The 24,969-nt window shown below is 70.7% G+C and carries 23 protein-coding genes; 11 read left to right on the forward strand and 12 right to left on the reverse strand.

What is annotated here, in order from left to right; all coding sequences use genetic code 11:
* The first annotated feature begins 50 nt into the window (after positions 1-50).
* Positions 51-1,379 (forward strand): P-loop NTPase, encoded by a 1,329-nt coding sequence (locus DJ74_RS07410; RefSeq protein ID WP_094526834.1) that lies wholly within the window; start codon positions 51-53, stop codon positions 1,377-1,379.
* A gap of 566 nt (positions 1,380-1,945) precedes the next feature.
* Here DJ74_RS07410 and DJ74_RS07415 read toward each other — a convergent pair.
* The 5 genes from DJ74_RS07415 to DJ74_RS07435 all read right to left on the reverse strand — a co-directional run bounded on the left by DJ74_RS07415 (position 1,946) and on the right by DJ74_RS07435 (position 6,870).
* Positions 1,946-2,548: a CDP-alcohol phosphatidyltransferase family protein gene (locus DJ74_RS07415; RefSeq protein WP_094525554.1), complete on the reverse strand. Its 603-nt coding sequence runs from the start codon at positions 2,546-2,548 to the stop codon at positions 1,946-1,948.
* A 26-nt stretch (positions 2,549-2,574) separates the two neighbouring features.
* Entirely contained in the window at positions 2,575-3,183 is a 609-nt protein-coding gene (locus tag DJ74_RS07420) for an adenylate kinase family protein (RefSeq protein WP_094526835.1), read from the reverse strand.
* A complete protein-coding gene (gene hisC / locus DJ74_RS07425) occupies positions 3,180-4,274 on the reverse strand; it encodes a histidinol-phosphate transaminase (protein WP_094525558.1) in 1,095 nt (364 codons plus the stop codon). Before hisC ends, DJ74_RS07420 begins: the two co-directional genes overlap by 4 nt.
* A 61-nt stretch (positions 4,275-4,335) precedes the next feature.
* Positions 4,336-5,730, reverse strand: a complete 1,395-nt coding sequence (gene hflX, locus DJ74_RS07430) for a GTPase HflX (RefSeq protein ID WP_094526836.1) — start codon at positions 5,728-5,730, stop codon at positions 4,336-4,338.
* 396 nt (positions 5,731-6,126) lie between these two features.
* On the reverse strand, positions 6,127-6,870 hold the full coding sequence (locus DJ74_RS07435; RefSeq protein WP_094526837.1) for a fumarylacetoacetate hydrolase family protein: 744 nt from the start codon (positions 6,868-6,870) through the stop codon (positions 6,127-6,129).
* A gap of 94 nt (positions 6,871-6,964) precedes the next feature.
* On the opposite strand from DJ74_RS07435, the gene DJ74_RS07440 reads away from it, so the two are divergent.
* Positions 6,965-7,792, forward strand: coding sequence for an enoyl-CoA hydratase/isomerase family protein (locus DJ74_RS07440; protein WP_094526838.1), 828 nt, complete (start codon positions 6,965-6,967; stop codon positions 7,790-7,792).
* A 74-nt stretch (positions 7,793-7,866) separates the two neighbouring features.
* On the opposite strand, the gene DJ74_RS07445 is transcribed toward DJ74_RS07440, so the two are convergent.
* Both DJ74_RS07445 and DJ74_RS07450 read right to left on the reverse strand, forming a co-directional pair.
* Positions 7,867-9,006, reverse strand: a complete 1,140-nt coding sequence (locus DJ74_RS07445) for an acyl-CoA dehydrogenase family protein (protein ID WP_094525566.1) — start codon at positions 9,004-9,006, stop codon at positions 7,867-7,869.
* Positions 9,007-9,076: 70 nt separating this feature from the next.
* On the reverse strand, positions 9,077-10,150 hold the full coding sequence (locus DJ74_RS07450) for a zinc ribbon domain-containing protein (RefSeq protein ID WP_094526839.1): 1,074 nt from the start codon (positions 10,148-10,150) through the stop codon (positions 9,077-9,079).
* 175 nt (positions 10,151-10,325) lie between these two features.
* On the opposite strand from DJ74_RS07450, the gene DJ74_RS07455 reads away from it, so the two are divergent.
* From DJ74_RS07455 to DJ74_RS07465, 3 genes are all read left to right on the forward strand, one after another.
* The gene (locus tag DJ74_RS07455) at positions 10,326-11,048 is read left to right on the forward strand and encodes a metal-dependent hydrolase (RefSeq protein ID WP_094525568.1); all 723 of its coding nucleotides are present in this window, start codon (positions 10,326-10,328) and stop codon (positions 11,046-11,048) included.
* A gap of 312 nt (positions 11,049-11,360) precedes the next feature.
* On the forward strand, positions 11,361-12,758 hold the full coding sequence (locus DJ74_RS07460) for a sugar porter family MFS transporter (RefSeq protein ID WP_094526840.1): 1,398 nt from the start codon (positions 11,361-11,363) through the stop codon (positions 12,756-12,758).
* A 123-nt stretch (positions 12,759-12,881) separates the two neighbouring features.
* Positions 12,882-13,280 carry an OsmC family protein gene (locus DJ74_RS07465; protein ID WP_094525572.1) on the forward strand — a complete coding sequence of 133 codons (399 nt, stop codon included), beginning with the start codon at positions 12,882-12,884 and terminating at the stop codon, positions 13,278-13,280.
* An 80-nt stretch (positions 13,281-13,360) separates the two neighbouring features.
* Here the strand turns inward: DJ74_RS07465 and DJ74_RS07470 are convergent, their stop codons facing one another.
* Together DJ74_RS07470 and DJ74_RS07475 are read right to left on the reverse strand one after the other, a co-directional pair.
* The gene (locus tag DJ74_RS07470; RefSeq protein ID WP_094526841.1) at positions 13,361-15,925 is read right to left on the reverse strand and encodes a PAS domain S-box protein; all 2,565 of its coding nucleotides are present in this window, start codon (positions 15,923-15,925) and stop codon (positions 13,361-13,363) included.
* Between the two features lie 50 nt (positions 15,926-15,975).
* Positions 15,976-16,161: a hypothetical protein gene (locus DJ74_RS07475; RefSeq protein ID WP_094525576.1), complete on the reverse strand. Its 186-nt coding sequence runs from the start codon at positions 16,159-16,161 to the stop codon at positions 15,976-15,978.
* Positions 16,162-16,364: 203 nt separating this feature from the next.
* On the opposite strand from DJ74_RS07475, the gene DJ74_RS07480 reads away from it, so the two are divergent.
* The 5 genes from DJ74_RS07480 to DJ74_RS07500 all read left to right on the forward strand — a co-directional run bounded on the left by DJ74_RS07480 (position 16,365) and on the right by DJ74_RS07500 (position 18,923).
* The gene (locus DJ74_RS07480) at positions 16,365-16,649 is read left to right on the forward strand and encodes a hypothetical protein (protein ID WP_094526842.1); all 285 of its coding nucleotides are present in this window, start codon (positions 16,365-16,367) and stop codon (positions 16,647-16,649) included.
* A gap of 79 nt (positions 16,650-16,728) precedes the next feature.
* Complete coding sequence (locus DJ74_RS07485; RefSeq protein WP_094525580.1) at positions 16,729-17,283, forward strand: thioredoxin family protein; 555 nt, start codon at positions 16,729-16,731, stop codon at positions 17,281-17,283.
* A 97-nt stretch (positions 17,284-17,380) separates the two neighbouring features.
* A complete protein-coding gene (locus DJ74_RS07490; protein WP_094526849.1) occupies positions 17,381-18,073 on the forward strand; it encodes a hypothetical protein in 693 nt (230 codons plus the stop codon).
* Between the two features lie 2 nt (positions 18,074-18,075).
* Positions 18,076-18,489 (forward strand): hypothetical protein, encoded by a 414-nt coding sequence (locus DJ74_RS07495; RefSeq protein ID WP_094526843.1) that lies wholly within the window; start codon positions 18,076-18,078, stop codon positions 18,487-18,489.
* Positions 18,490-18,599: 110 nt separating this feature from the next.
* Complete coding sequence (locus DJ74_RS07500) at positions 18,600-18,923, forward strand: hypothetical protein (RefSeq protein WP_094525584.1); 324 nt, start codon at positions 18,600-18,602, stop codon at positions 18,921-18,923.
* A gap of 4 nt (positions 18,924-18,927) precedes the next feature.
* Here the strand turns inward: DJ74_RS07500 and DJ74_RS07505 are convergent, their stop codons facing one another.
* The 3 genes from DJ74_RS07505 to DJ74_RS07515 form a co-directional block, all read right to left on the reverse strand.
* Positions 18,928-19,233 carry a PRC-barrel domain-containing protein gene (locus DJ74_RS07505; RefSeq protein WP_094525585.1) on the reverse strand — a complete coding sequence of 102 codons (306 nt, stop codon included), beginning with the start codon at positions 19,231-19,233 and terminating at the stop codon, positions 18,928-18,930.
* Positions 19,234-19,408: 175 nt separating this feature from the next.
* Complete coding sequence (locus tag DJ74_RS07510) at positions 19,409-21,643, reverse strand: LUD domain-containing protein (protein ID WP_094526844.1); 2,235 nt, start codon at positions 21,641-21,643, stop codon at positions 19,409-19,411.
* On the reverse strand, positions 21,636-22,184 hold the full coding sequence (locus DJ74_RS07515; protein ID WP_094526845.1) for an LUD domain-containing protein: 549 nt from the start codon (positions 22,182-22,184) through the stop codon (positions 21,636-21,638). Before DJ74_RS07515 ends, DJ74_RS07510 begins: the two co-directional genes overlap by 8 nt.
* Before the next feature lie 174 nt (positions 22,185-22,358).
* On the opposite strand from DJ74_RS07515, the gene DJ74_RS07520 reads away from it, so the two are divergent.
* Positions 22,359-24,969, forward strand: a 2,611-nt coding sequence (locus tag DJ74_RS07520) for an FAD-binding and (Fe-S)-binding domain-containing protein (RefSeq protein WP_094526846.1), incomplete at its 3' end; no start/stop codon positions are given.

Below are 24,969 nucleotides of genomic sequence, written 5' to 3' on the forward strand. Positions count from 1 at the left end.
CCGATCGCAGCCGCGCCGACACCCCACCGATCCAAACCACACCGACACCAATGACAGATCCCACCGTTGATACCCCCGACGAAGCCGACGGAGCCGACGACACCGACGAACCGCTCGCTCAGGAATCGCCCGCCGACGCCGCGGAGGCCGCGCTCCGGAAGGTCCGAGACCCGGACGCCGGAGTCAGCGTGTTCGAGGCCGGAGTGATCGAGGACGTCGAGGTCGCCGACGGCACCGCGACGATCACCGCAGACCTGCGGGAGTTCCCGCGGGACGCCGCCGAGCGGGTGTCGGCCGCCATGGTGCAGGCGGTCTCTGACGCGCGGGGCGTCTCGAACGCGCGCGTCGAAGGGGCCGATCCGAAACCGGACCTCGACGGGCGGTCGTGTGGGATAGAGACCGCGGACCGGGTGATCGCGGTCGCGAGCACGAAGGGCGGCGTCGGGAAGACGACGGTCGCGACGACGCTGGCGTGCGCGCTCGCGGCGGGTAACAGCGATAGTCAGGACACCCCCTCTGTCGGACTCTTCGACGCCGACATCTACGGCCCGAACGTCCCCGAGGTGATCGGCGCGAGCGGCCCAGTCTACAGCGACGACGACGGCAACCCGGTCCCGGTCGACGCCGGCGGGCTGGAGGTGATGAGCATGGCGCTGCTCTCTGACGACGGCCCGCTCGCGTGGCGGGGCGCGATGGCCCACGACGCGCTCTCGGACCTGTTCGAGACGACCGCGTGGAGCGACCCGGACAGCGTCGTCGTCGACATGCCGCCGGGCACGGGGGACGTGACGCTGACGACCCTGCAGGAGGTCCCGGTCGACGGCGTCGTCCTCGTCACGACGCCGTTCCACGCCGCCGTCTCCGACACCGCCCGGGCGCTGGAGCTGTTCGAGGAAAACGACGTGCCCGTGCTCGGCGTCGTCTCGAACATGGGCGAGTTCGTCTGCGACGAGTGCGGAACGCCCCATGACCTGTTCGGCGGCGACGACCCGATCGAGGCGCTCGAGTTACCCGTCCTCGCGGAGCTCCCCTTCGACCCGGAGCTGCAGTCGACGCCGGCACCGAGCGCCGACGCGCTCCCCGAGTACGCGACAGAGCTCGCCGCTGCGATCGACGAGCGGTACGAGGCGGTGTGGTCGGTCGACCCGCCGGCGGACGCCGTCGACCTGCGCGGACTCGACCCGGAGACGCGCAAAGAGCGCGTCGAGAAGCGGTTCCGTGAGCTCGGCTCGGGCGAGGAGTGTTTCATCGTGAGCGACCGCGACCCGACGCCAGTCCGGGGGTTCCTGCTCGACCTGATCGACGCCGAGGAGCTCCCGAGCTTCCGCGTCAAGCGACAGAACCCGGAGACGTGGTTTGCGCGGGCGACGCGATCGTAATCGCCCGTCTCGTTTCTGTCGATCGTATCTCTCGTTTCTGCCGACCGTATCTCACGTTTCTGTCGACCGTATCTCTCGTTTCTGTCGACCGTATCTCTCGTTTCTGTCGGGCGTATCGGTAAGTGAGGCGTTCTCCACCGGTCCCGATCGGCACGGCCACGGCGGCGATCGCTTATAAGGAGTAGACGCGGTGGCGCGCGCCTCCGAGCGGCCGCCGATGGCGGCCGCTCAGAGCGCGTGCGAGGGAGGCGGCGGGCCGGCGCGGCTCCGCCCGCGCCGGGCCGTCCGCCGAGGCTGGGGAGGCGTGAGGCTGCGGTGCTATGTGGGTGGGACTCAAAGGGGCAGGCGACAAGAGCGACGCAGGAGACGCAAGCACCGCAACGAGAGAGCGTCAGCGATCGAGTGAGGTGCGCAGCGAGCGTGCGTCGCTCTCGTCGCCTGGGGCTTTGGACGCGTTCACCGCAGAGTCGTCGACCAGGGATAAACAGCCGATGGCAACACCGCGGTCCGGAATATAAACAACTGCATCATCACGCCGAGATTCGCACTCAGCTCGGCGGCCCGGTTTATAAATCGCTCCAGGCGCCGAGGAACCGCTGGACCGCGGTCAGGTGCCCGACCGCGGCGAACAGCGCGAGCAGGAGGCCGACGACGTTGAGTCCGACGACGATCGGCGTCGAGTAGACGGCGGCGACGAGGCCGACGATACCCATCAGCGCGAGTCGGTCGGCCCGACCGAGGAGTCCGCCGTACTCGCGCCCGATGCCGACCGCCTGGATCTGGGTGCCCATGTACGAGGTCATCAGGACGCCGGTGACGGCGAGGAAGCCGAGGGCGTACGCCTCGACCCCGACCGTGAACCCCGCGATGATCGCGATGTCGGCGTAGCGGTCGAGGACGTGATCGAGGAGGTCGCCGCCGTCCGAGGAGACCTCCAAGTGGCGCGCGAGCGCGCCGTCGACGAGGTCGAGCCACCCGTTGAGCAGGACGCAGACCGCGCCGACGGCGTAGAAGAGCGGTTCGCCGACCGCGAAGGCCCCCGCGGCCGCGACCGCGACGCCGAACGCGAGGGCGCTCACCTGGTCCGGCGAGAGCCCGAGCCGGGCGGCGGCGCGCACCCACGGGCCGAGCAGGCGGTCCGCCACCGAGCGGTACTGGTCGAGGGTCATCTACCGTCCCGACCGTCGCGGCGGGCTCATATATAATCGATGAAGTCGACGGTGCCGGCGCTCGGCTCGCGCTCGCCCTCGATCGCGGCGCGGATCTCGTCGGCCACGGCCGCGGGGTCGCGGTCGGTAGTGTCGATCTCGTAGACGTTCTCGACGCCGTGCTCCGCGACGGCCTCCGAGAGGATCACGTCGAGCGCCTCGCTCTCCGCGTTCTCGCGAGCCTTGCGAGCGAGAGCTCGAGACGGTTCATCCGGCTCGGCGTTCTCCTCGGCGGTCGCGTCCGACTCCCCGCGCTCACGGAGCCGAGTCTCGACCGTCTCCGGGCGACAGCGCAGGACAATCACGCGGTCGACGTCGAAGCGGTGGGCGAGGTGGGAGTCGAGCACGCCCGACCACTCCCCGAGGCGGTCGCGCACCGCGTCGAGGTCGGCGACGAGGGTGTCGCGCTCGACGTCGCGCTCGGTCCAGAGGTCGTCGTCGCCCTTGATGCGGTCGTTGAGGTGGATCACGTCGTACTCACCCTCCAAGAGGGCGGTCGCGGTCGACTTGCCGGTTCCGGGGGTGCCGGTGACGGCGACGCGGGCGGGGGCGTCGTCGGCGCCGGTGCCGGCGGCGTCTCGCTCGCTCCCGCTCACGCCCGAACACCGAGGCCGAGGTCGGCGAGCGTCTCGTTCAGTCGCTCGACCGCCTCGCGCGTCTCCTCGCGGGTTCCGGTCGAGATCCGGACGTGGTTCGGAAGGCCGAACGAGGTGCAGTCACGGATGATCACGCCGCGCTCTTGGGCCGCGTCGGCGACCCGCTCCGCGTCGCCGACCTCGGCGAGCACGAAGTTGCCGGCCGACTCGACCGTGGGCGCGTCGAGCTCGTCCGCGATGTGCTCGCGGGCCCACCGCGCCGACTCGATCGACTCCTCGACGTGGTCCTCGTCGTCGAGGGCGGCGAGCGCGGCCCGGCAGGCGAGCTCGTTCGCCGCGAACGGGGTGTTCACTCGGGCGTACGCCTCGCCCCACGCCTCTGGGACGACGCTGTAGCCGATCCGGAGCCCCGCAAGCCCGTACGCCTTCGAGAACGTCCGGAGCACCGCCACGTCGTCGCGCTCGTCGACCAGCGGGATCGCGCTGTCGACCGCGGCGAACTCGCCGTACGCCTCGTCGACGACGACGAGCGTCTCCTCGGCGGTCGCGTCCGCGATCGCCTCGACGTCGTCCAGGGGCAACGTCGACCCAGAGGGGTTGTGCGGGGAGGTGACGTAGACGATCCGCTCGCCGCCGTAAGCGCTCAGGACCGTCTCCGCGTCCTGCGCGAACCCGTCGGCCGCGTCGAGCGCGTACTCCGTCACCTCGCCGTGGTGGTACCGGGCCGACATCCCGTAGTAGGCGAAGCCGGGCGTCGGGACGAGGACGGCGTCGTCGGGCTCTAAGGCGGCCCGCGCGAGGTAGTCGATCGAGCCGTCGGCACCGGGCGAGACCCAGACCTGCTCGGTCGCCACGTCCCACTTCTCCGCGATCTTCGCGGTGAGGTCCGTGTGCGAGGACTTCGGGTACTGGTGGACGCGGTCGGCGTGCTCGCGGATCGCCTCGACCGCCGCCGGGCTCGGGCCGTGCGGGTTCTCGTTCGAGGAGAGCTTGATCAGGTCGTCGGGGTCTATCCCGCGTTCGCGGGCGACCTCCTCGACGCCTCGTCCCGGGACGTACGGCGAGTGGTCCGAGAGATCGCGTGGTTCCATGACCGTTCGTCCGGGACGGTCGGTCTTAAGGGTGGCCGAACGGATCCCGGATCGGACCCGCTCACCGGAGGTCCGCGGCCCGTCGCTCCGCCTCGGCGACGACCGACGGTCGACCCGCGAACGCGACCGTCACGCCGTCCGGAGCGTACGTCACGTCGCGGACCTCACCGCTGTCGTGCGCCCACGACAGCAGCGCCTGCGCCGCGCCCGAGTTCGGCAGTCGGAGGGTCGTCGCCTCCGTCGGCAGCGCCGAGCGGAGCGCCTCCCGGACCGCGTCGACCCCCGCTCCCGTGAGCGCGCTCGCCGGGACGGCCGGTTCGAGCGCCTCGGCGACGGCGTGGCCGTCCGCGTTCAGGTCCGCCGCGGCGTCCGCGAGGGCCTCGCGGCGGGCGCGGAGCTCGCGACCGTCGAGTAAGTCGACTTTGTTGAGCACCGGGACGACCGGGCCGGCCGTCTCCTCGACGGCGGAGAGGGTCGTCCGGACGCGGTCGCCGACCGTCTCGGGATCGTCGGCGGCGTCGACGACGAGCAGGACCGCGTCGGCGTCGCGGACCGACTCGATCGTCGCCCGGAACGACCGGACGCTCCGGTGCGGGAGCGCGTCGACGAACCCGACCGTGTCGGTGACGAGGGTCCGTCGGCCGCCGAGCGTCGCCCGACGGGTGGTCACGTCGAGCGTCTCGAAGGGGCGATCGGCGGCCGAGACGGACTCGTCGACGTCGGCGTGAGTTCCCGGATCGTCGTGGGTTCCCGGACCGTCGACGTCGTCGGCGAGGCGTCGGAGCAGCGTCGATTTGCCGGCGTTGGTGTACCCGGCCAGCGCGACCGCGTCGAACCCCGCCCGCCGGCGCTGCTCTCGCCGCTCGCTCCGGGCCTCCGTCACCTCGCTGAGGGCGCGTCGAGCGTCGTCGATCCGACGCTCCACGTCGAGGACCCGTCGGTCGTCCTCGTTGTGGTACCGGAGGTCGGTCGCGTAGTCGCGCGCGATGAGCTCCCGGAGCCGCGGCTTCAGGTACTCGAGGCGGGCGAGCTCGACCTGTAGCTCGGCCGCGCGCGAGCCGGCCCCCTCGGCGAACAGGTCGAGAACCAGCCGCGTCCGGTCGATCGGTTCGACCCCGTCCGGGAGCAGGTCGGAGAGCGACGCCGTCTGCCCGGGCGAGAGTTCGCCGTCGTAGATCACGGCGTCGACGTCCTCGACCGACGCTCGGCGCATCAGCTCCTCCGCCTTGCCGCGGCCGAGTCCGTACGTCGGGTCCTCGCGGCGCCGCTGGGTGACCTCGCCGACGACCTCGTACCCCGCCGAGCGGGCGAGCCCGCGGATCTCGTCCGTCTCGGGGCGAACGTCGGCGTCGCGCGCGGCGATCAGCGCACGGCCGGCGTCGAGGCGGTGCGTCCGGCGTCGGTCGTTGTCGGTTCCGTCTCGCGTCTCGTCGTCGGATTTCTCGTCTCGTGACATCGGGTCGTCGGGCGCTCGCGTCGGCCCGGAGAGGGGTTCGACACCGCCGACCGCGGACTCGCGACGTCCGGCACGCGGCGGCGACGACGAACCGTGTTCTGGAGCGATACCCTGCGCGATCGAGAGGCGTCGAAGGTCGCCGGAGAGCGGACCGCCCCGGAACGGAGGGCGATTGTCTCCGAGACCGAGTCTCTCGGTCGCACTGGTCGGGCGCTGGCCGGGGCCTCCGAAGCGGGCGGAGACGGGTGCGCGGAGTCGTCGCGAGCCGCGGTCAGCGCGAGAACGAGATGGACTTCACGTATTGGTTACCGAACCGACGATACATAAGCGTTCACCGGAAACGAGGTGTGCGATCGGGGCCCAGGGAGCGCCGGACGGCGCGATCCCGTCCGCCGCTCAGGGGACGCGCACGTCGTGTTCGAGCGTCCCGACGCCCTCTATCTCCACCTCGACGGTGTCGCCGTCGGAGAGCGCGCCGACGCCCTCCGGCGTGCCCGTCGCGATGACGTCGCCGGCCTCCAGCGTGAGGTACGTCGTGATCTCTTCGATCAGGGTCGGCACGTCGAAGATGAGGTGCTCGCGGTCGCTCGACTGCTTCGTCTCGCCGTTCACTCGGAGCTCGACGCCGGCGTCCGCGGGGACCTCCTCGGGCGTCGCCATCACCGGACCGAGCGGCGCGGCGTTGTCGAACGCCTTCCCGCGCACCCAGTTCTGCTCGCGGTTCTGGTCGTCGCGGTTCGACACGTCGTTCATGCAGGTGAACCCCGCGACGACGTCCATCGCGTCGTCGGCGTCGACGGCCTTGCACTGCTCGCCGATCACGACCGCCAGCTCGGCCTCCCAGTCGATCCGGTCTTTCCCCTCGGGGACGGTGACCGTGTCGCCGTGGCTCGCCAGCGCGTTCGGCGGCTTGAGAAAGAGGAGCGGGCGATCCGGCACGTCGTTGCCGAGCTCGGCCGCGTGGTCGGCGTAGTTGCGCCCGATACAGACGATCTTCGTCGGGTCGGTCGGCGGGAGCACGTCGATCGCGGGGTCGTCGAGCGCGTACTCGTCGCCGCCGAAGGCGACGGCGTCGCTCTCGGGATCGTAGGTGCCTTCGCGGATCGATCCGGCCGGGTCGCGGAACCGTGCGCAGTGCATGTGCGGCGTGGGGCGACGCGGATAAAAAGCGTTCCCGGTCGACGCAAGGCGGCCGACCGCACACCTATTTGTGGAGGCCGGCCCGCCGTCCGGTATGGCCGACGTCACAGCCGACGGAGAAATCGACGCGGAAGCGCGCGACTACGACGACGTCCGGTACGCGGTGAGCGAGGGGGTCGCGACGGTCACCATCGACCGCCCGGACGTGTACAACGCCTTCACCCGGACCACGGTCCTCGAACTCAACGACGCGGTGCGGCGGGCCGAGCGCGACGACGGCGTGTACGCGACGGTCCTCACGGGCGCTGGCGACGGGTTCTGCGCCGGGGCGGACACGACGGAGATGCCCGACTGGGACGATCAGTACCCGGAGGAGTACGGGGCGTTCCTCTGGCTCATCCAGCAGCTCGTCTGGCGGCTCCGGACGGCCGCGACGCCCTCGGTCGCCGCGGTGAATGGCCCGGCGATCGGCGCCGGCTGCGACTTCGCGCTCGCCTGCGACCTGCGCACGATCGCCGACGACGCGGTCATGCGCGAGGGGTTCGTCAACGTCGGGCTCGTCCCCGGCGACGGCGGCGGGTGGCTCCTTCCCCGGCTGATCGGCGAGTCGAAGGCCCGCGAGTACCTGCTCACCGGCCGGGACATCACTCCAGAGGACGCCGTCGACATCGGGCTCGCTACGGAGCGGGCCGAGGACGCTCTCGCGGCCGCCACCGCGCTCGCCGAGGAGATCCGGGACAAGCCGAGGACCGCCGTCCGGCACACGAACCGGCTGATCGATCCACAACAGAGCTTCGACGAGTACTGTCGGAAGGCGGCCGAGTACCAGTGGGACTGCGTCATCGACCCCGAACACGAGGAGGCGGTCGCGGCGTTCAACGAGAAGCGCGAGCCCGATTACGGCCGGTCGTACGACGAGTAGCGAGGGCGGACGCAAGCGTCTGGGAGGTGACTCGCCGCGCTACCGCACGAAGACCGGCAGCGGGCCGACCGGCGCTACCGCGCCGAGACCGGCGGCACGCCGTCCTCCTTCAGCGCCCGAGCGATGGTGTTCAGCTGCATCTCGTCCGTGCCGGCCGCGATACGGCGGCTCCGCGCGAAGCGGTAGAGGTACTCCAGCGGGTGGCCCCGCTGGTAGGCGCGGGCGCCGACGATCTGGACCGCCTCGCTCGCGACCTGCTCGACCATCTGCGAGCAGTGGAGCTTCGCGGTCGATGTCTGGAGCCGCGGCGGGGCGGGGTCGTGGCCCTGCGCGCCGGCGGCCGACATATACACCAGCGACGCCGCGGTCTCGACGTTCCGGTACATCTCCGCGAGCCGCCACTCGATCCCCTGGAACTCGTCGAGCGGCTGATCGAACTGCTCGCGGTCGGTCGCGTACGCCAGCGCCTGCTCCAGCGCGGCCTCCGCCCACGCGACCGTGAGCACCGAACTGCCGAGCCGCTCCCAGTTGAGCGAGACCAGCTGCTGTTTGAACGCCTCCGTCCCCCGAGTCAGGACGTGCGTCTCGGGGATCACGACGTCGTCGATCGTGAAGTGCGTCTGCGCGTACCCGGCCATGTTCGTGTACACCTCCTCGATCTCGACGCCGGGGTCGTCGTAGGGAATCACGACCGACCCGAGCCCCTCGGGGAACCTGACCCAGGCGACCGCCGCGTCGCCGAAGGGGACGCCGCCGACCCAGGTCTTCTCGCCGTTACACACGAGCTTCCCGTCCTCCTCAGTCACCTCGGTCGACATCGACCCCACGTCCGAGCCGGCGTCGGGCTCCGAGATGGCGATGGAGACGAAGCTCTCGCCGGCGGTGACGGCGGGGAGGTACTCTTCCTTGACCGCGTCGGACCCGAAGAGGTCGATCGCCCGCGGTCCGACCATCCCCTGCATGTAGGTGAACCACCCCGTGTCGGGACACTCTCGCCCGACCGCCTGTGTGAGGAGCATCGCCGCCACGTCGGAGCGGCCCTGCCCGCCGTACTCCTCGGAGATGGACGGGCAGTAGAGGTCCGCCTCGGCGAGCCGCCGGAGGTTCTCCCACGGCACGTCGCCCCCCCAGGTGTAGGCGTCCTCGGCGAACTCCGCGGCGACCGCTTCGGCCTGCTCGGCGAACTCGCGCTGCGCGGCTGTTAGCGCCTGCATGGGCGTTGTTGTCGGGCAGACGCTGATAAGCGGTCTGGTCCGTCCCCCCTCGACCGGTACGCCGTCCGCGTCAACCGTCGCGGGCGCGGTCGGTCGCCGCCCCCGATCCGTCGCCATCGGCATCGTCAGTCGATCCGACGGTCTCCCAGTCGCCAGTCGATCCCCCGGCCTCGACGCGATCCGTCGGCTCGACGCTCTCGGCGCGGCCGTCCGCCGCTCCCTCCGACCCGCCGAACAGCTCCTCGCGGGCGCAGTCCTCGCAGTAGCGGTTTCGCTCGATCGCGTGCGTCCGGACCGGCACGCCAGCCGCGACCGTCTCGTCGCGGCGGCGGCGGACGACCCCGCGCTCGAAGGACTCGCCGCAGACGACGCACGGGGACTCTGTGCGCTCCGTCGCTCGGATCACCCGGTGGTCGACGGTCCGGATCCGACCGAACCGGGAGAGCCCGTGTCGCCGGCGCAGACGTCGCTCCGCGGGCGGCGTCAGCGCGAGGCCGACGAGCGCGAACGCGGCGCCGAACGCCGCGCCGGGGAGCGCTCCCTGTCTCGCTGAGACGACGGCGATCCCGAGCCCGATCAGCAGGAGGATGCCGCCCAAGAGGTACCCGGAGAGGGCCACGAGCGGGTCGTCGTTCCCGTCTGGCGCGGGGAGTTCGCCGTCCGGAATCGGGCCGTCGGAGACGCTAAGCCGCCGCGTTTCGGCCAGCTCGGAGTAGTGGTACCAGCCGTACAGCAGGTTCCCGACGCCGCCTGTCGTCAGGAGGAGGAGCACGTGGACGGGGATCGAGCCCACCCCCCTGTCGACGAGTACGACCCGATCGCCGCGGTCCTCGACGAGTTCCCAGCCGTCGTCGAGGTGGTCGCTCACCCGGGCGCGGAACGCGCGGCGCGCCTCGGTATCGACCGCATCGTCGGGTCGACGGGTCACGCGACCGCCTGCTCCGGGCCGCGCCGCCCCGCACTCGGCGCAGAACTCGTCGTCGGGCGCGAGCCGCTCGCCGCAGTCGGCGCAGTACGCGACGCCGCCGCCGGTCCGCACCTCGGCGCCGCAGCCGGGACAGAAGTTCGCGTCCGGCGGGAGGGTCCGGCCGCACTCGCGACACGCGTCGGTGGATGGGGGGCTCCCGGTCCGCTCGGAGGGCATGATCTACCGGTTGAGTCGGAGCGGTGTTAATTCCTCTCCCGACGCGTCACGGACCGACGGGACGAGGGCCCGGTCGAACGCGCGAGTCGCGACTCAGGAGTCCGACTCCCGTCCCCGAGAGCGGGTCCGCGGCGTCGACTTTTATTACTGTTCGCCGAGAGGATCCGGACGAACCATGGAACTCACCTGGCACGGCCACGCGACGTGGCACGTCGTCGTCGACGACACGGAGCTCCTGATCGATCCGTTCTTCGACAACCCGAAGACCGACGTCGATCCTGCGGAGCTCGATCCGGACTACCTACTCTTGACGCACGGCCACGGCGACCACGTCGCCGACGCCGCGGCGTTCCCCGACGCGACCGTGGTCGCCACGCCGGAGCTGACCGCGTACGTCCAGGAGGAGTTCGGTCTCGAACACTCGGTCGCGGCCGGCGGGATGAACATCGGCGGCACCGTCGAGTGCGGCGACGCGTGGGTGACGATGGTCCGCGCGGACCACTCGAACGGGATCGAGAACGACCCCGACTACTCCGCCGGGATGCCCGCCGGCTTCGTGGTCGGCGACAAGAAGCCGACCCAGGAGTCCGACCCCGACTGCACGACGTTCTACCACGCGGGCGACACGGGACTCATGTCCGAGATGGTCGACGTGATCGCGCCGTACCTCGAGCCCGACGCCGCCGCGCTTCCCGCGGGCGACCACTTCACGATGGGGCCCGCGGGCGCCGGCATCGCCGCCGACTGGGTGGGCGCCGACGTGGTGTTCCCGATGCATTACGACTCGTTCCCGCCGATCGAGATCGAGACGCGGGAGTTCGTCAACGAGGTGAAGGCCGCGGGTGCCGTCGCCGAGCCCGTCGTTCTCGACGGCGACGAGACGTACACGCTGGAGTAACGTCCGGCGACGGACGGATCCCCTGTCGGGCCGCCGCCGGTCACGAACCCGAATCTACGGCCGTATCCCTCTCTCGCACCGAGACCACCGAGTTAAGGCCACGTGCCCGCTGAACCGAGGCCGCCAGCCCGCGGAGCGTCTTCGGACCGACGCCGTGAGCCGATAAGATACTACTCAGTATAAAATAAATATTACTGGAGACGGCGTAGATTCCAGCAATCTCCGCCGACAGAAATTTATCTAATTTATTTAAATTAATAATAAATCAGAAGGCTTCTAAATAAAAGATGAAAACGGACGGGTTGATACGTCATGTCAACCGCTGATATCCGGGCCGTGATCCGCGGGGACGCCGGTCGCTTCGTGTACGTCGTCTCCGCGCTCGCGGCGCTCAACGGGCTCCTCTTCGGGTTCGACACCGGGATCATCTCGGGCGCGATCCTCTTTATCGACACCGCGTTCGAGCTGAGCGCGCTGGTGGAAGGGATCGTCGTGAGCGGGGCGATGGTCGGCGCGGCGGCGGGCGCGGCGATCGGGGGGCGCATCTCCGATCGCATCGGTCGCAAGCGGTTCATCCTCCTCTCGGCCGGCGTCTTCTTCGCCGGCTCGTTCCTCATGGCCGTCGCGCCGACGGTCCCCGTCCTCGTCGCCGGCCGGATGATCGACGGCGTCGCCATCGGCTTCGCCTCGATCGTCGGCCCGCTGTACATCTCGGAGATCGCGCCGCCGTCGGTCCGAGGCGGACTCACGTCGTTGAATCAGCTGATGGTGACGGTCGGAATCCTCTCGTCGTACTTCGTCAACTACGCGTTCTCGGGCGCCGGCGCGTGGCGCCTGATGCTCGGCGCGGGGATGGTCCCCGCAGTCGTGCTCGCCGTCGGGATGGTCCGGATGCCCGAGAGCCCGCGCTGGCTCTACGAGCGGGGACGGACCGAGGAGGCGCGGGCGGTGCTCCGACGAACGCGCGACGGCGACATCGAAGACGAGCTCGCGGAGATCGAGGCGACCGTCGAGGCGCAGTCGGGCAACGGGATCCGCGATCTCCTCAGCCCGTGGATGCGCCCCGCACTGATCGTCGGACTCGGGCTCGCCGTCTTCCAGCAGATTACCGGTATTAACGCGGTGATGTACTACGCCCCGACGATCTTGGAGTCGACCGCGTTCGGGAGTTCGCAGTCCATCCTCGCGTCGGTGGCCATCGGGACCGTGAACGTGGTGATGACGGTCGTCGCGATCCTCCTCATCGACCGCGTCGGTCGCCGACCCCTGCTGCTCGTCGGTATCGGCGGCATGGTCGGGACCCTCGGCGTGGCCGGCGCGGTGTTCCAGTTCGCGGACCCGACCGGCGGGCTCGGCTGGTTGGCCACCCTGACGCTCGTGGCGTTCGTCGCTTTCTTCGCGATCGGGCTCGGACCGGTGTTCTGGCTCCTCATCTCCGAGATTTATCCGCTCGCCGTGCGGGGGAGCGCGATGGGGATCGTCACCGTCGTCAACTGGCTCGCGAACCTCGCGGTCGCGCTCTCGTTCCCCGTGCTGCTCGACGGGATCGGCACGCCCGCGACGTTCTGGCTGTTCGGCGGCTGCAGCGTCGTCGCGCTCGTCTTCACCTACCGGACGGTCCCGGAGACGAGCGGCCGAACGCTGGAGGGCATCGAAGCCGATCTCCGGGCGGCCACCGGAGCCGGCGCCGACGAACGGCCGGACGACTGACCGCGGACCCCTCCCGCGAGGCGATTCCCTTCCTCGCGACCTGTCGCTCGCGCGCGTTTCCACTGGCCGGCCCGTCACGTGTCGGTAGCCTTTAGCGGGCCGGGAACGAACCCACGGGTGACCATGTCTGACATCGAGACGTCCACCGTCTCCGAGGAAGGGTACGCCTGCACGAGTCAGGTCGGCGACTTCGACCTACAGATCGACGCGACCGACGAGACGGGGCCGAATCCGAACGCCGCGCTCGTCGCGACGTACGCCTCCTGTTACCTCCCCGCCTTCCGCGTCGGCGGGAGCCAGCGCGGCGAGGAGGACCTCGGGAAGATCCAGATCGACGCGAGCGCCGACCTCGACGACGACGACGACCTGGCGGCCGTCGCCTTCGACGTCCACGTGGAGGCCGACCTCGACGACGAGACCGCGTCGGACATCGCCGAGCGCGCCGAGGGGATCTGTCACGTCCACAGCGCGCTGCGCGAGGGGCTTCACGCCGACGTGAGCGTCTACCCCGGCGCCTTCTGAAGACCGGGACCGCCGACCGCGTTTTTTAAATACGCCGCACCCGCGCCGAGCGCCGGCCGCGGGCCCGGATCGCCGGACGCCTACGGCCGGTCGACGCCGCGGAAATCGAAGCGCGCGCCGCCCGACTCGCTCTCGGTCAGCGTCACCTCCCAGCCGTGGGCCTCGGCGATGCGCTCGACGATGGCGAGCCCGAAGCCGGTGCCGGTGTCGGAGGTGGTGTAGCCGCTGTCGAACACCTCGTCGCGGCGCTCCTCGGGGATCCCCGGCCCGTCGTCGGCGGCGTAGAAGCCGTCCTCGAGGTCGCCGACGACCACCCGGCCGCCGCCGTGCTCGGCCGCGTTCCGGAAGAGGTTCTCAAAGAGTCGCTTCAGACGGCTGCGGTCGGCGAGCACCTCGCGCTCGGCCTCGAAGTCGACCTCGAGGGCGGCGTCGCCGGTCTCGTCGCCGCCTCCGGGGCCGTCGCCCTCGACCGATCCGAACGCGTCTGCGCCGTACCGATCCGCTACCTCGCCGAGGGCGACGCGTTCGACCGGCCCCACCGCGTCGCCCTGTCTGGCGAGCGTGAGGACGTCCTCGATCAGCCGTTCCATCTCGTCGAGCGCCCGGTCGCAGCGGTCGAAGTAGGAGTCGTTCCCCGTCTCCCTGGCGAGTCGGAGATAGCCGGAGAGCACGTTGAGGGGGTTCCGGAGGTCGTGCGAGACGATCGAGGCGAACTCGTCGAGCCGCTCGTTCTCGCGCTCGATCCGATCCTCGTACGCTTTCCGCTCCGAGATATCGCGGCTGCTGGCGAGGAACCGGTCCTCGCCGTGAACGTCGATCCGACGGACGTGGACCTCGACGGGGAACGTCGTGCCGTCCGCCCGCGCGAACGTCGTCTCCAAGCGAATCGTCTCGTCCATCTCGATATCCTCCCACATCTCGACGGCGTCGTCCGGGTCCATCTCCCGGTCGACGTCCCACACCTTCATCCCGGCCAGCTCGTCGGGGTCGTAGCCGAGCTCCGCCGCCATCACTCGGTTCACGTCGACGATCTCGCCCGTCTCGTCGTGGATGTCGACCATGTCGGGCGAGCCGTCGTAGAGCGCCTCAAGCCGCGCCGAGGTGCGTTCGAGGCGACGCTGTCGGCGGCGCCGGTCCGTCACGTCGCGGGCGATCCCGAGCACGCCGTCGAACTCGCCGTCGATGACGAGGCGGCGCAGGCCGAAGTCGACGATCGACTCCGGCAGCCCGGGGAAGTCCACCTCGACGGTGCCCGACAGGGTCTCGCGGTCGCCGGCGACGAGGGCCGCGAAGGGGTCGCCGTCGCGGCTTTCCCGGATGCGGTCGATCAGTCGGCTCGGCCCGCCGACGAGCTCCTCGCGCGACGCCTCGTACACCTGGGCGATCCGGTCGTTCGCCAGCTCGAAGCGGGCGTCGGCGTCGTACACCGCGACGGCGTCGGGGAGCTCGTCGACGAGCCGGCGGTAGCGTTCGAGGTCTCGCTCGCGCTCCTTCTCCTCGGTCACGTCCATGTGGATCCCCACCGCGCGGACCGGGTCGCCGTCCTCGTCGCGCTCGACGACGCGGCCGCGGTCACGGATCCACCGCCACTCGCCGGACTTCGACCGCATCCGGTGGTCGCACTGGTACTGCTCGGTCTCTCCGGCGAAGTGCGCCTCCAGCGCCGACCACGCCCCGCCGACGTCGTCCGGATGCACGCGGTCCTCCCACTCCGAGAGCTCGAGGGCGATCTCGGAGCGATCGTACCCCAACATCGCGGCCCACCGCTCGTCGAACCGGACCTCGTCGCTGCGGAGGTCCCAGTCCCAGACGCCGACGTCGGCCCCCTCGATCGCGAGCCGGAGCCGCTCGGAGAGCTGGCGGAGCTCGCGCTCCCGTTCCTTCTCCTCGGTCACGTCGCGGAAGTAGACGGAGAGCCCGGTGTCCGACGGGTAGACGTTGACGGCGAGGTCGGCCCCGACCGCGTCGAAGCGGTACTCGAAGTCGCGGGGCTCCCCCTCCTCCATCGCCGTCCTGAGCTCCGCTTCGAGGACCGTCCCGCGGGCGCCGGGGAACCGCTCCCAGATCGGGTCACCAAGGAGGTCGGCGGCGTCGCGCTTGAGCATCTCCCTGGCTCGCTCGTTGAGGTACGTGAGCCGCCACTCCCCGTCGATCCCGCAGAAGGCGTCCGTCATCCGGTCGAGGTGTTCCGCGAGCCGCCGGTCGGTTCGCGCCTCCGACACCGCGTCAGCGATCCGCGACGCGAGCGTCGCGTACGGATCGTCGACGCCGTTCTTCGGGAGGTACGCGTCGACGCCGGCGGCGACGGCCTCGCTCGCTACCCGCTCTGACCCCTGACCCGTGAACAGCACGAACGGGAGGTCGCCGCGCCGCTCGCGGACGCTCCCGAGGAGCTCGACGCCGTCGATTCCGGGCATCTCGTAGTCGCTGACGACGCAGTCGAACGCGCCCGACTCGATCGCGTCCAGCGCCTCGGTCGGGTCGGTCTCGGGCGTCACGTCGAAGCGGTCGTCGCGCGCCTCGACGAGCGACGCGGCGGTGTCCGCGAACCCCGGCTCGTCGTCGACGAAGAGAACGCGGATCGGGGGCGAGGAGGCACCCGAGGCCGCGATCCCGGCCGGTCCGCCTGCGTCCTCTCCCGTCATTCGTAAGTGTACTCCTTATCCGACATGTTAACCGTTCCGTATTCTGTCCGTCACCCCCCCGCGTACTCGACGACCGCGCTCGACGCGACGTAGCCGATGGCGGCGAGGAGGAGCCCCGCGACGAGCGCGAGCGCGAACTCCCGACCCAGCGCGTACGCGAGCAGGAACCCGGCCATGCCGACGGCGTTCGCGCACAGCAGCCGGAGCGTTCGGTAGTTCGGCTCGCGGGTGGCCATGGGCCGTCTACGCCGGCTCCGTTCAAAAGCCCTGAGTCGGCGGCAGCCAGCAGTCGGACCGGAGGTTTAAGAGGGGATCCGAGGCCAGCGCTCGCGTGCCAGCGAGCGATCGGCGACCGCGGGGAACAGTGAGAGCGCGCCGGCGCGACCCGTGCCCGGAAGACGGAGATGAACGTCCGGAACGCGGCGGGGGCGGCTCGGTGATGCGCCCGCGACGACGTGCCGAGTCGGGCGCGCCCGGCCCGCGACCCGCCGCGGGCGGGGTCGTCGGCGTCGTCGGCGCCCTCGGTGCGTCGGTAGCGGTCCTCGCGGCGACCGCCGGACTGGTCGCGGCGGTCGCGCCGGCTGTGGGGGCGGACCCGCTCCGGCCCGGCGCGGTCGCGCTCCCGAACTGGACGCCCATCGCCGCCGTGGTCGCGTTCGCGATCGCTTGGCTGACCGCGATCGGCGCGGCGCACGCGATCGCGACGGCGTTCGCACGGCGGTGATCGGTCGGTGACCGCCCGTAGTCGGTCGCCCGTCGGTGACCGCGGAACGGTTTTACTTCCGCCGGCGGTATCGACGCACATGGTGATGAAGGAGTCCGACTCGGCGCTCGACCGCGGCGACGCGGCCCCCGACTTCGAACTGCCCGGCGTCGACGGGGAAACCCACCAGCTCGACTCGTTCGACGCGGACGCGCTCCTCGTCGTCTTCACCTGCAACCACTGCCCGTACGCGCAGGCGAAGTTCGACCTCCTCAACGACCTCGCGGCCGAGTACGACGACCTGGCCGTCGTCGGGATCAACCCCAACGACGCCGACGAGTACCCGGAGGACTCGTTCGAGGCGATGCGCGAGCGCGTCGCCGACGGGACGATCGCCTACGACGCGTACCTCCGCGACGAGACCGGCGAGGTCGCCGAGGCGTACGGGGCGGTCTGTACGCCCGATCCGTTCCTGTTCGGCCGCGAGGACGACGCGTGGCGGCTCCGGTACCACGGCCGGCTCGACGACGCGCTCAACCCGGACGACGAGCCGACCGAGTACTACGTCAGAGACGCGGTGGAGTCGGTGCTCGCGGGCGAGGCGGTCGAGATCCCCGACCGCCCCTCCCGGGGCTGTTCGATCAAGTGGCCGTAGACGACGGCGACCTCGGGCCGCCCCGCCCGATGGGCGCGGACGGCGTGCCGCCGGAGACGGGTTGAAAGGGGTCGGGGCCGAATGCGTTCGTATGGGAATGAAAGGCGACGGCGAGGCGGACCTCCACGAGATCGACCGGTTCGACGGCGGCGTGGGGTGGATCGCGTATCCCGAGGAGACGATGGAGCGCGCGAGCCACGCGGTCGCGGTGCCGAACGAGGAAAGCGAGAGCAACGACGTCTGGGTGTTCGACCCCGTCGACGCCCCCGGGCTCGACGACCTGCTGGCCGAGCTCGGCACGGTCGCTGGCGTCGTGGTCGGGCTCGACCGCCACAAGCGCGACAGCGCCGCGATCGCGACCCGTCACGGCGTCTCGGTGTGGGTCCCCGAGTGGATGACCGGCGTCGCGAACGAACTCGACGCGCCGGTCGAGCGGTTCGGCGATCGGCTGGCCGACACCGGCTTCGAGGCGTTCCGGATCCGCGACTCCTCGCTGCCGCCGTGGCAGGAGGTCGGGTTCTTCGACGGCGAGACCCTGATCGTCCCGGAGTCGCTCGGCACCTCGTCGTACTTCCGCGGGGACCGCGAGCGGATCGGGGTCCACCCGATGCTCCGGCTGACGCCGCCGACGACGGCGCTCTCGGGCCGCGATCCCGACCGCGTGCTGGTCGGGCACGGCGTGGGCGTGCTCGACCGCGCGGCAATCGCGATCGAGGACGCGCTCTCGAACTCGCGGGGGAAAGCGCCGGGGCTCTACGCGAAGACGCTCCGGTCCGCGATCGGGATCTGACCGTGATCCACGTCACCCGCGACCTGCTGACGGTGCTGCTCGAACGCGCCGCGGAGCGCGACCCGAACGAGACGAACCTCCGGCTCTCGGCCACGCGCGCGGGCGACTTCGACGCCGACACCGGTCTCGACCCCGAGACGCCGGTGGTGACACATTTCACGCCGGACGTCGGCGGGTCGGTGAACGCGGTGTTCGGCGTCGACCTCGGCACCCCGGCGGGTCACGGCGGGGGGCGGTTCCTCTCGCATCCGGGCGGGTTCCTGGGCGTCTCGAAGACGGACGACCTCGCGGCGGTCGTGCTCGTCGCGGTTCCGCCGTACGACGAGGAGAGCGTCGCCGCGTTCGACCGCTCGGGCGACGGGATGGAACTCGCCCTGCTGGACGCGGCCCCGCCCGAGGAGTCGATTCCGGAGTGAGCCGCGTCGAGCGCCCCCGGGGCGAGCCGGTCGAGACCGCGTCCGAACGACGCCGAGCGAGTTCGGCGCGGGCATGGGTTTAAAAAGGACCGAGCGAGTACGACCCTCCGATGGCAGCACGCCCACCCGGCGGCGGTTCCTCAGAGCCCGACGCGATCGAGTTCGGCATCGCCGTGCTCGACGAGCGGGTCGAGGAGGCCGGCGTCTCGTTCCCCGCGACCGACGAGGAGATCGTCGACGCGCTCGAGGACGGCGCGATTCCGTACGACGCCAAGGGCCGCACGATCCGAATCTCCGAGGCGCTAAACGAGGTGCCACAGACCCGGTTCGAGAACGAGACCGAATTTCTCGACGCGCTGTACCCGGTGTTCGACCGCAAGCGTCGGGAGGGCGGCGGCTTCCTCACCAGCCTCCGCGACGCGCTCCCGTTTTAATCGGCTACGCGGACTGGCCGATCTCGGCTTCCTCTTCGTCGTCGCCGCCGGTGTCGAGCCGTTCGATGATGTCGTTGATCAGCACGACGTCGCCGACGGCGCGTACCCACCGGTACGGGACGATGACGCCCGTGTTCCTTTCGACGCGCCCGGCGAACAGCTCGTGGTTGAGCTGCGCGAGCGCGAGTCCGGTCACCGCCTGCGCGTCTAGATCGAGGCGCACGTCCTCGATCTCGCCGACGAAAACGCCGTTGTTCGAGTACACCTCACGACCGACGAGCGACGTGATCTCCTGTGGGGCCGCGTTCATATCACATACGGTCAGGAGCGCGCCTATTAAGCGTTCGTTGTCGAACGACGCCCGTCAGACGGGCGTCTCGGCGGTCGGGGGCGATGAGGCCGGCGGCGAGGGTCGGCGAGAGTCGATGAGAGACGGCGAGGGTCGGCGAGCGTCGGAGACGACCCCGACCGCCCGTCCCGGCCGCTCACTCCCGCGGCGCGACCAGCTCCACGGGGTGCATCGGCGCGTCGCCGAGCAGCGCGTCGATCTGCTCGGTACAGGAGGTGCCGGCGGCGACGACGGTGCGGTCGGTGTCGCCGAACTGCTCGCGGATAGGCTCGCCAACGTCCATGCTCAGCTCGTAGTAGTCGTTCTTGTAGCCGAACGAGCCGGCCATCCCGCAGCACTCGGTGTCGGAGACGCGCACATCGTAGCCGAGCGCCTCCATCACCGCGGTGGCGTGCTCGCCCACGCCGATCGTCCGCGCCTGACAGTGCGGGTGGTAGGCGACGCGCTTGCCGGCCGCCACCGGGCCGGTGCCCTCGGCCGGCGCGCGGAGCGCGGCGGGGTCCCCGCCGTTCTCCAGCAGGCCGAAGACGTACTCCATCACGTCGTAGCTGGCTTCGGCGAGCCGCTCGTGGGAGGCCTCCGGGAGGAACTTCTCGTACTCGCTCCGGAACATCGCGAGGTCGCTCGGCTCGATCACGACCACGTCGCGGCCGGCGTCGACGTGAGTCGCGAGCCCGGCGTACACGTCCTCGGCGGCCGACTCCGCCGTCGCGATCATCCCCTGCGAGAGCGGCGGGCGGCCGCTCCCCGGGAGGTCCGGGACCCGCACGTGGACGCCGAGCGCCTCCAGCGCGCGCACGGCCGCCTTCCCGCGGTCGACGTCGACGTAGTTCGTCGCCGTGTCGGGGTAGAGCACGGCCTCGCGCTCGGCCTCGGCCGCCGGCACCCGGGCGCCGCCGCGGGCCGCGAACCAGTCGACGAGGGGCTCGCTCGCGAACTCGGGGAGGTCGCGGCGGCGGTCGATCCCGGCGACCCGCTCGGCGAGCGCACGGAGCGGCCCCGCGTCCGAGAGCCGGTTCGCGACCGGCGCGGTCCGGCTCCCCCACTTCGCCAGCGTCTCGTAGTTGCCGACGAGGCGGGTGGCCAGGTCGAGCCCGGCCGGCTCCTCGTCCGGGACCAGCTCCTCGAACATCCAGTCCGTCTGGCCCGGGTCGGCCTCGCCGCGGTTGATGCGGTCGCGGACGACCGTGTTGATCCACGGGATGTCGATCCCGACCGGACACGCCGGGACGCACCGCGAGCAGCCGGTACAGAGGTCGTTGAACTCGGCGGCGACGTCGAGCCCCTCGATGCCGGCCTCCCACCCGGTCGCGATGCCGCCGGAGTAGGTCTCGCCGCCGAAGGCGTGGCCCCCGACGCTCTGGAAGTTCCCGCAGGCGTTCGAGCAGGCGGAACACCGGATGCAGTACAGCGTCTCTTTCAGCTGCTCGTCCTCGCGCATCTCCATCCGGCCGTTGTCGATGAGCACGAGGTGGAAGTCGCGGTCGTCGCCCGAGCCGTCGGCGAGGGGCTCGTCGTCGCTCTCGAAGTCCGGCACCGGCGAGTCGACGGGCGGGGTCAGCGTGGAGATGTACGAGGTCACGTCCTGCCCGGTCCCGGAGCGGCCGATGAGCTCGACGAACGGCGAGAAGTCCTCGACGGTCGGGACGAGCTTCTCGACGCCCGCGACGGCGACGTGGGTGTCCGTCGCGCTCACCGTCTTCCGGGCGTTGCCCTCGCTGGTGACGAGCAGCATGGTGCCGGAGTCGGCGGCGACGAAGTTCGCTCCCGTCATCCCCACGTCGGCGCCCTCGACCAGCTCGCCGAGCCGCTCGCGGGCGAACATCGTGAGCTCCTCGGCGGTCTCCGGCGGGTCGTCGAGGTCGAACCGCTCCGCGAACAGCTCCGAGATCCCCTCGCGGGACTTGTGTATCGCCGGCGCGACGATGTGCGAGGGCGCCTCGTCGGCGAGCTGGAGCACCCACTCGCCGAGGTCCGTCTCGATCACCTCCACGCCCTCGGCCTCAAGCGCCTCGTTCACCTCGATCTCCTCGGATGTCATCGACTTCGACTTCACGAGGCGGTCGGCGTCGCGCTCCTCGGCGGTCAGCTCGGTGACGTACCGGTTCGCGTCCGCCGCGTCGTCGGCGACGTAGACGGTGCCGCCGTTGGCCTCGACGGACGCTTTCACCTCGTCGATCAGCTCCGGGAGCCGAGCGATCGCGTCCTCCTTGATCTCGCGGGCCTCCGCCTTCAGCTCCTCGTAGTCGTCGAGCCGCCCCGTCGACTCGTACCGTCCCCGATTGAACCCGCGGGTGTTCTCGGCGACCGCGTCGCCCTCGGTCGCCATCAGCTCGCGGATGCGGTCCCCCTTGGCCGCGTCGCTACTCATCGGCGGCCACCTCCGACGACACGGAGTCGCGTCCGCCGGCGTCGCCCTCCCGCAACAGCACCACGTGCACCTCCTTCGGTCCGTGTGCGCCGTGGACGAGCCCGCCCATATCGGCGGTCGCGCTCGGCCCGGTCGCGAACACCACGTCGACCGACTCGTCGCGCGCCTTCGGGCCGAGCCACTCGAACGCGTCGGGCATGTCCGGGACGAGATCGGCCTCGCGGAGGACGACGACGTGGCGGTCGACGAAGAGGCTCACCGGTTCCGTGCCGGCGGCGTCGGCCTCGATCGCGACGCTCCCGTACGCGGCGACCCCGAGCGACGCGTCGGTGACGCCGGTGTGGGCCGCGCGGAACTCGGCCGTGGTCGGGTCCGTCTCGATCCGGTCCGGAAGGGAGCCGGCGTCGAGCTCGACCCCGACCGCCGGGTCGCCGGCGGCCTCGTCGATCAGTTCCCCGCATTCGCTCTCGGTCCCCTCGGTCACGATCACGCCGAGGGAGTCGAGACGACGCTTGAACGTCGAGCGGTCGGCGACTGACATACGTCATTATTCAACGGGATATATATGGGTGTTCCGCCGGCTCCCGCGCGTCGGTGATTCCGGCGGCCGCCCCGCCGCTCGCCGCGGCGGGCGCTCGCGCTCCCGACCGGTTCTGGTTCCCGTCTGCTCTGCGGGGTCAGGGGATTTTTCATAGTTCGACCGTGAAGGTTTCTCATGGCAACTAACACGCCGGACCCGGACCCGCGGGACGGGGGGGACTTCGACTACACCGGGGGCGAGACCGAGCGTCCGGAGCTCGTGGCCGCGCTCGAACGCCGAGTCGACGGTGACGTGCGGTTCGACGACTACTCGAAGCGGCTCTACGCGACCGACGCCTCGGCGTACGAGGTGACGCCCATCGGCGTCGTGATGCCCGAATCGACCGCGGACGTGGCGGCGGTCCAGGAGTACTGCTTCGCCGAGGGGATCCCCGTGCTACCGCGGGGCGGCGGCACGTCGCTCGCCGGGCAGACCGTGAACGAGGCGGTCGTCCTCGATCTCACGGACTCGATGGACTCCGTGCTCTCGACCGACCCGGACGCGGCGACGGCCCGGGTCCAGGCGGGGGCGTACGTAGGCGACCTCAACGCGGCGGTCGAGCCGCACGGGCTGAAGTTCGCGCCCGATCCGGCGTGGCGCGACAAGTCCGCGGTCGGCGGCGCGATCGGTAACAACTCCACCGGTTCGCACTCGCTGAAGTACGGGAAGACGGACCACTACGTCGAGGAGGCCGAGGTCGTGCTCGCGGACGGGACGGTGACGACCTTCGGCGAGGTCGCCGTCGACGACCTCCGCGAGTCCGCCGACGTCGACGCCGACGCGCTCCTCCCGCGGATCCACGCCGAAATCGTCCGGATCCTCGACGAGGAGGCCGACGAGATCGACGAGCGCTACCCCGAGATGAAGCGGAACGTCTCCGGCTACAACCTCGATCGGCTGCTCGCCGAGCACCGCGGCGAGTACGGCGAGGCGGGCGTCGTCAACCTCGCTCGGCTCATGGCCGGCAGCGAGGGGACGCTCGCGACCGTCACCGAGGCGACGGTCTCGCTCGTCGAGATCCCCCACACGAAGGCGGTCGCGCTGCTGACGTACGACGACCTCCTCGACGCGATGGAGGACGTGGCGCCGATCTTAGCGCACGACCCCGCCGCCGTCGAGGTGATGGACGACGTCCTGCTGGGGCTCGCCGCCGACACGCCGGAGTTCGCCGACGTCGTCGGGATGCTGCCCGAGGGGACGAGCTCCGTCCTCCTCGTCGAGTTCTACGCCGAGGGCGACGCGGACGGGAAGCAGAAGGTCGCGGACCTCGTCGCCGACCGGGTGGGCGCGACCGACGACCGTCCCCGGCCCGAGACGGAGTCGAACCCGAGCGAGGGCGCCGCCGACGTGACGAGCCAGCCGCGCCGCGCGGTCCACGCGATGGAGGCGCACGACGCCGAGCAGCGCGACCGGTTCTGGAAGATGCGCAAGTCCGGGCTCCCGATCCTCCTCTCGCGGACCACCGACGAGAAGCACATCTCCTTCATCGAGGACTGCGCGATCCCGCCGGAGCACCTCCCCGAGTACACCCGCGAGTTCCAGGAGATCCTCGAGGACAACGGCACGTTCGCGACGTTCTACGCGCACGCCGGCCCCGGCGTGCTCCACATCCGGCCGCTGATCAACACGAAGGAGGTCGACGACGTCGAGGCGATGGTCGACATCGCCGACCGCGTCACCGACGCCGTGGTCCGGCTCGGCGGGTCGGTCTCCGGCGAGCACGGGGACGGGCACGCTCGGACCCAGTGGAACCGGAAGCTGTACGGCGACGAGCTCTGGGGGTCGTTCCGCGACCTCAAGACCGCGTTCGACCCCGACTGGCTGCTCAACCCCGGGAACGTCTGCGGCGACTTCGACATGAGCGAGAACCTCCGGTTCGACTCGGAGTACGACTACGACGCCGGCTTCGACCCCGCGATGGAGTGGGCCATCGACAACGGGATGCAGGGGATGGTCGAGCTCTGTCACGGCTGCGGCGGCTGTCGGGGGCCACAGGAGACGACCGGCGGGGTGATGTGTCCGACGTACCGCGCCTCGGAGGAGGAGATCCAAGCGACTCGCGGCCGAGCGAACATGCTTCGGGGCGCCATCTCGGGGGATCTGCCCGACGACCCCACCGGCGACGAGTTCGTCACGGAGGTGATGGACCTCTGCGTCGGCTGTAAGGGGTGTAAGGTGGACTGCCCGAGCGGCGTCGACATGGCGAAGCTGAAGGCCGAGGTCGAGCACGCCCACCACGAGGAGCACGGGATCGACCTGCGGACGCGACTGCTCGGCAACTTCGAGTCGCTCGCGCCGCTCGGCTCGAAGCTCGCGCCGCTCTCGAACCTCCCGGGGAAGATTCCCGGCGCCGGTCTCGTCATGGAGAAGGCCCTGGGAATCGCGAAGGAGCGCGACCTGCCGACGTTCCGCTCTGAGACGCTGACGGACTGGTTCGAGGCCCGCGGCGGCGCCGGCGTTCCCCGCGACGAGGCCGACCGCGAGGTCCTCCTGTTCCCCGACGTGTACACCACCTACACGAACCCCGGCGCCGGGAAGGCCGCGGTCCGGGTGTTGGAGGCCGCGAACTGCCACGTCGAGATCCCGGACGTCGACGGGAGCGGGCGCCCGCCGCACTCGAAGGGGATGCTCGACGAGTCGCGCGCGGCGGCGAGAGACGCCGTGGAGACGCTCGCACCCGAGGTCAGCGACGGCCGCGACGTGGTCGTCGTGGAGCCGACCGACGCCGTGATGCTCCAGTCCGACT

The sequence above is a fragment of the Halorubrum sp. Ea8 genome, from assembly GCF_002252925.1.
GTDB lineage: Archaea > Halobacteriota > Halobacteria > Halobacteriales > Haloferacaceae > Halorubrum.

Excerpts from the sequence above, each read along its gene's own strand:
- DJ74_RS07410 (WP_094526834.1), top strand. The coding sequence starts at position 51 with ATGACAGATCCCACCGTTGATACCCCCGACGAAGCCGACGGAGCCGAC.
- DJ74_RS07415 (WP_094525554.1), bottom strand. The coding sequence starts at position 2,548 with ATGACCCTCGACCAGTACCGCTCGGTGGCGGACCGCCTGCTCGGCCCG.
- hisC (WP_094525558.1), bottom strand. The coding sequence starts at position 4,274 with ATGGAACCACGCGATCTCTCGGACCACTCGCCGTACGTCCCGGGACGA.
- hflX (WP_094526836.1), bottom strand. The coding sequence starts at position 5,730 with ATGTCACGAGACGAGAAATCCGACGACGAGACGCGAGACGGAACCGAC.
- DJ74_RS07435 (WP_094526837.1), bottom strand. The coding sequence starts at position 6,870 with ATGCACTGCGCACGGTTCCGCGACCCGGCCGGATCGATCCGCGAAGGC.
- DJ74_RS07440 (WP_094526838.1), top strand. The coding sequence starts at position 6,965 with ATGGCCGACGTCACAGCCGACGGAGAAATCGACGCGGAAGCGCGCGAC.
- DJ74_RS07445 (WP_094525566.1), bottom strand. The coding sequence starts at position 9,006 with ATGCAGGCGCTAACAGCCGCGCAGCGCGAGTTCGCCGAGCAGGCCGAA.
- DJ74_RS07450 (WP_094526839.1), bottom strand. The coding sequence starts at position 10,150 with ATGCCCTCCGAGCGGACCGGGAGCCCCCCATCCACCGACGCGTGTCGC.
- DJ74_RS07455 (WP_094525568.1), top strand. The coding sequence starts at position 10,326 with ATGGAACTCACCTGGCACGGCCACGCGACGTGGCACGTCGTCGTCGAC.
- DJ74_RS07460 (WP_094526840.1), top strand. The coding sequence starts at position 11,361 with ATGTCAACCGCTGATATCCGGGCCGTGATCCGCGGGGACGCCGGTCGC.
- DJ74_RS07465 (WP_094525572.1), top strand. The coding sequence starts at position 12,882 with ATGTCTGACATCGAGACGTCCACCGTCTCCGAGGAAGGGTACGCCTGC.
- DJ74_RS07470 (WP_094526841.1), bottom strand. The coding sequence starts at position 15,925 with ATGACGGGAGAGGACGCAGGCGGACCGGCCGGGATCGCGGCCTCGGGT.
- DJ74_RS07475 (WP_094525576.1), bottom strand. The coding sequence starts at position 16,161 with ATGGCCACCCGCGAGCCGAACTACCGAACGCTCCGGCTGCTGTGCGCG.
- DJ74_RS07480 (WP_094526842.1), top strand. The coding sequence starts at position 16,365 with ATGCGCCCGCGACGACGTGCCGAGTCGGGCGCGCCCGGCCCGCGACCC.
- DJ74_RS07485 (WP_094525580.1), top strand. The coding sequence starts at position 16,729 with ATGGTGATGAAGGAGTCCGACTCGGCGCTCGACCGCGGCGACGCGGCC.
- DJ74_RS07490 (WP_094526849.1), top strand. The coding sequence starts at position 17,381 with ATGAAAGGCGACGGCGAGGCGGACCTCCACGAGATCGACCGGTTCGAC.
- DJ74_RS07500 (WP_094525584.1), top strand. The coding sequence starts at position 18,600 with ATGGCAGCACGCCCACCCGGCGGCGGTTCCTCAGAGCCCGACGCGATC.
- DJ74_RS07505 (WP_094525585.1), bottom strand. The coding sequence starts at position 19,233 with ATGAACGCGGCCCCACAGGAGATCACGTCGCTCGTCGGTCGTGAGGTG.
- DJ74_RS07510 (WP_094526844.1), bottom strand. The coding sequence starts at position 21,643 with ATGAGTAGCGACGCGGCCAAGGGGGACCGCATCCGCGAGCTGATGGCG.
- DJ74_RS07515 (WP_094526845.1), bottom strand. The coding sequence starts at position 22,184 with ATGTCAGTCGCCGACCGCTCGACGTTCAAGCGTCGTCTCGACTCCCTC.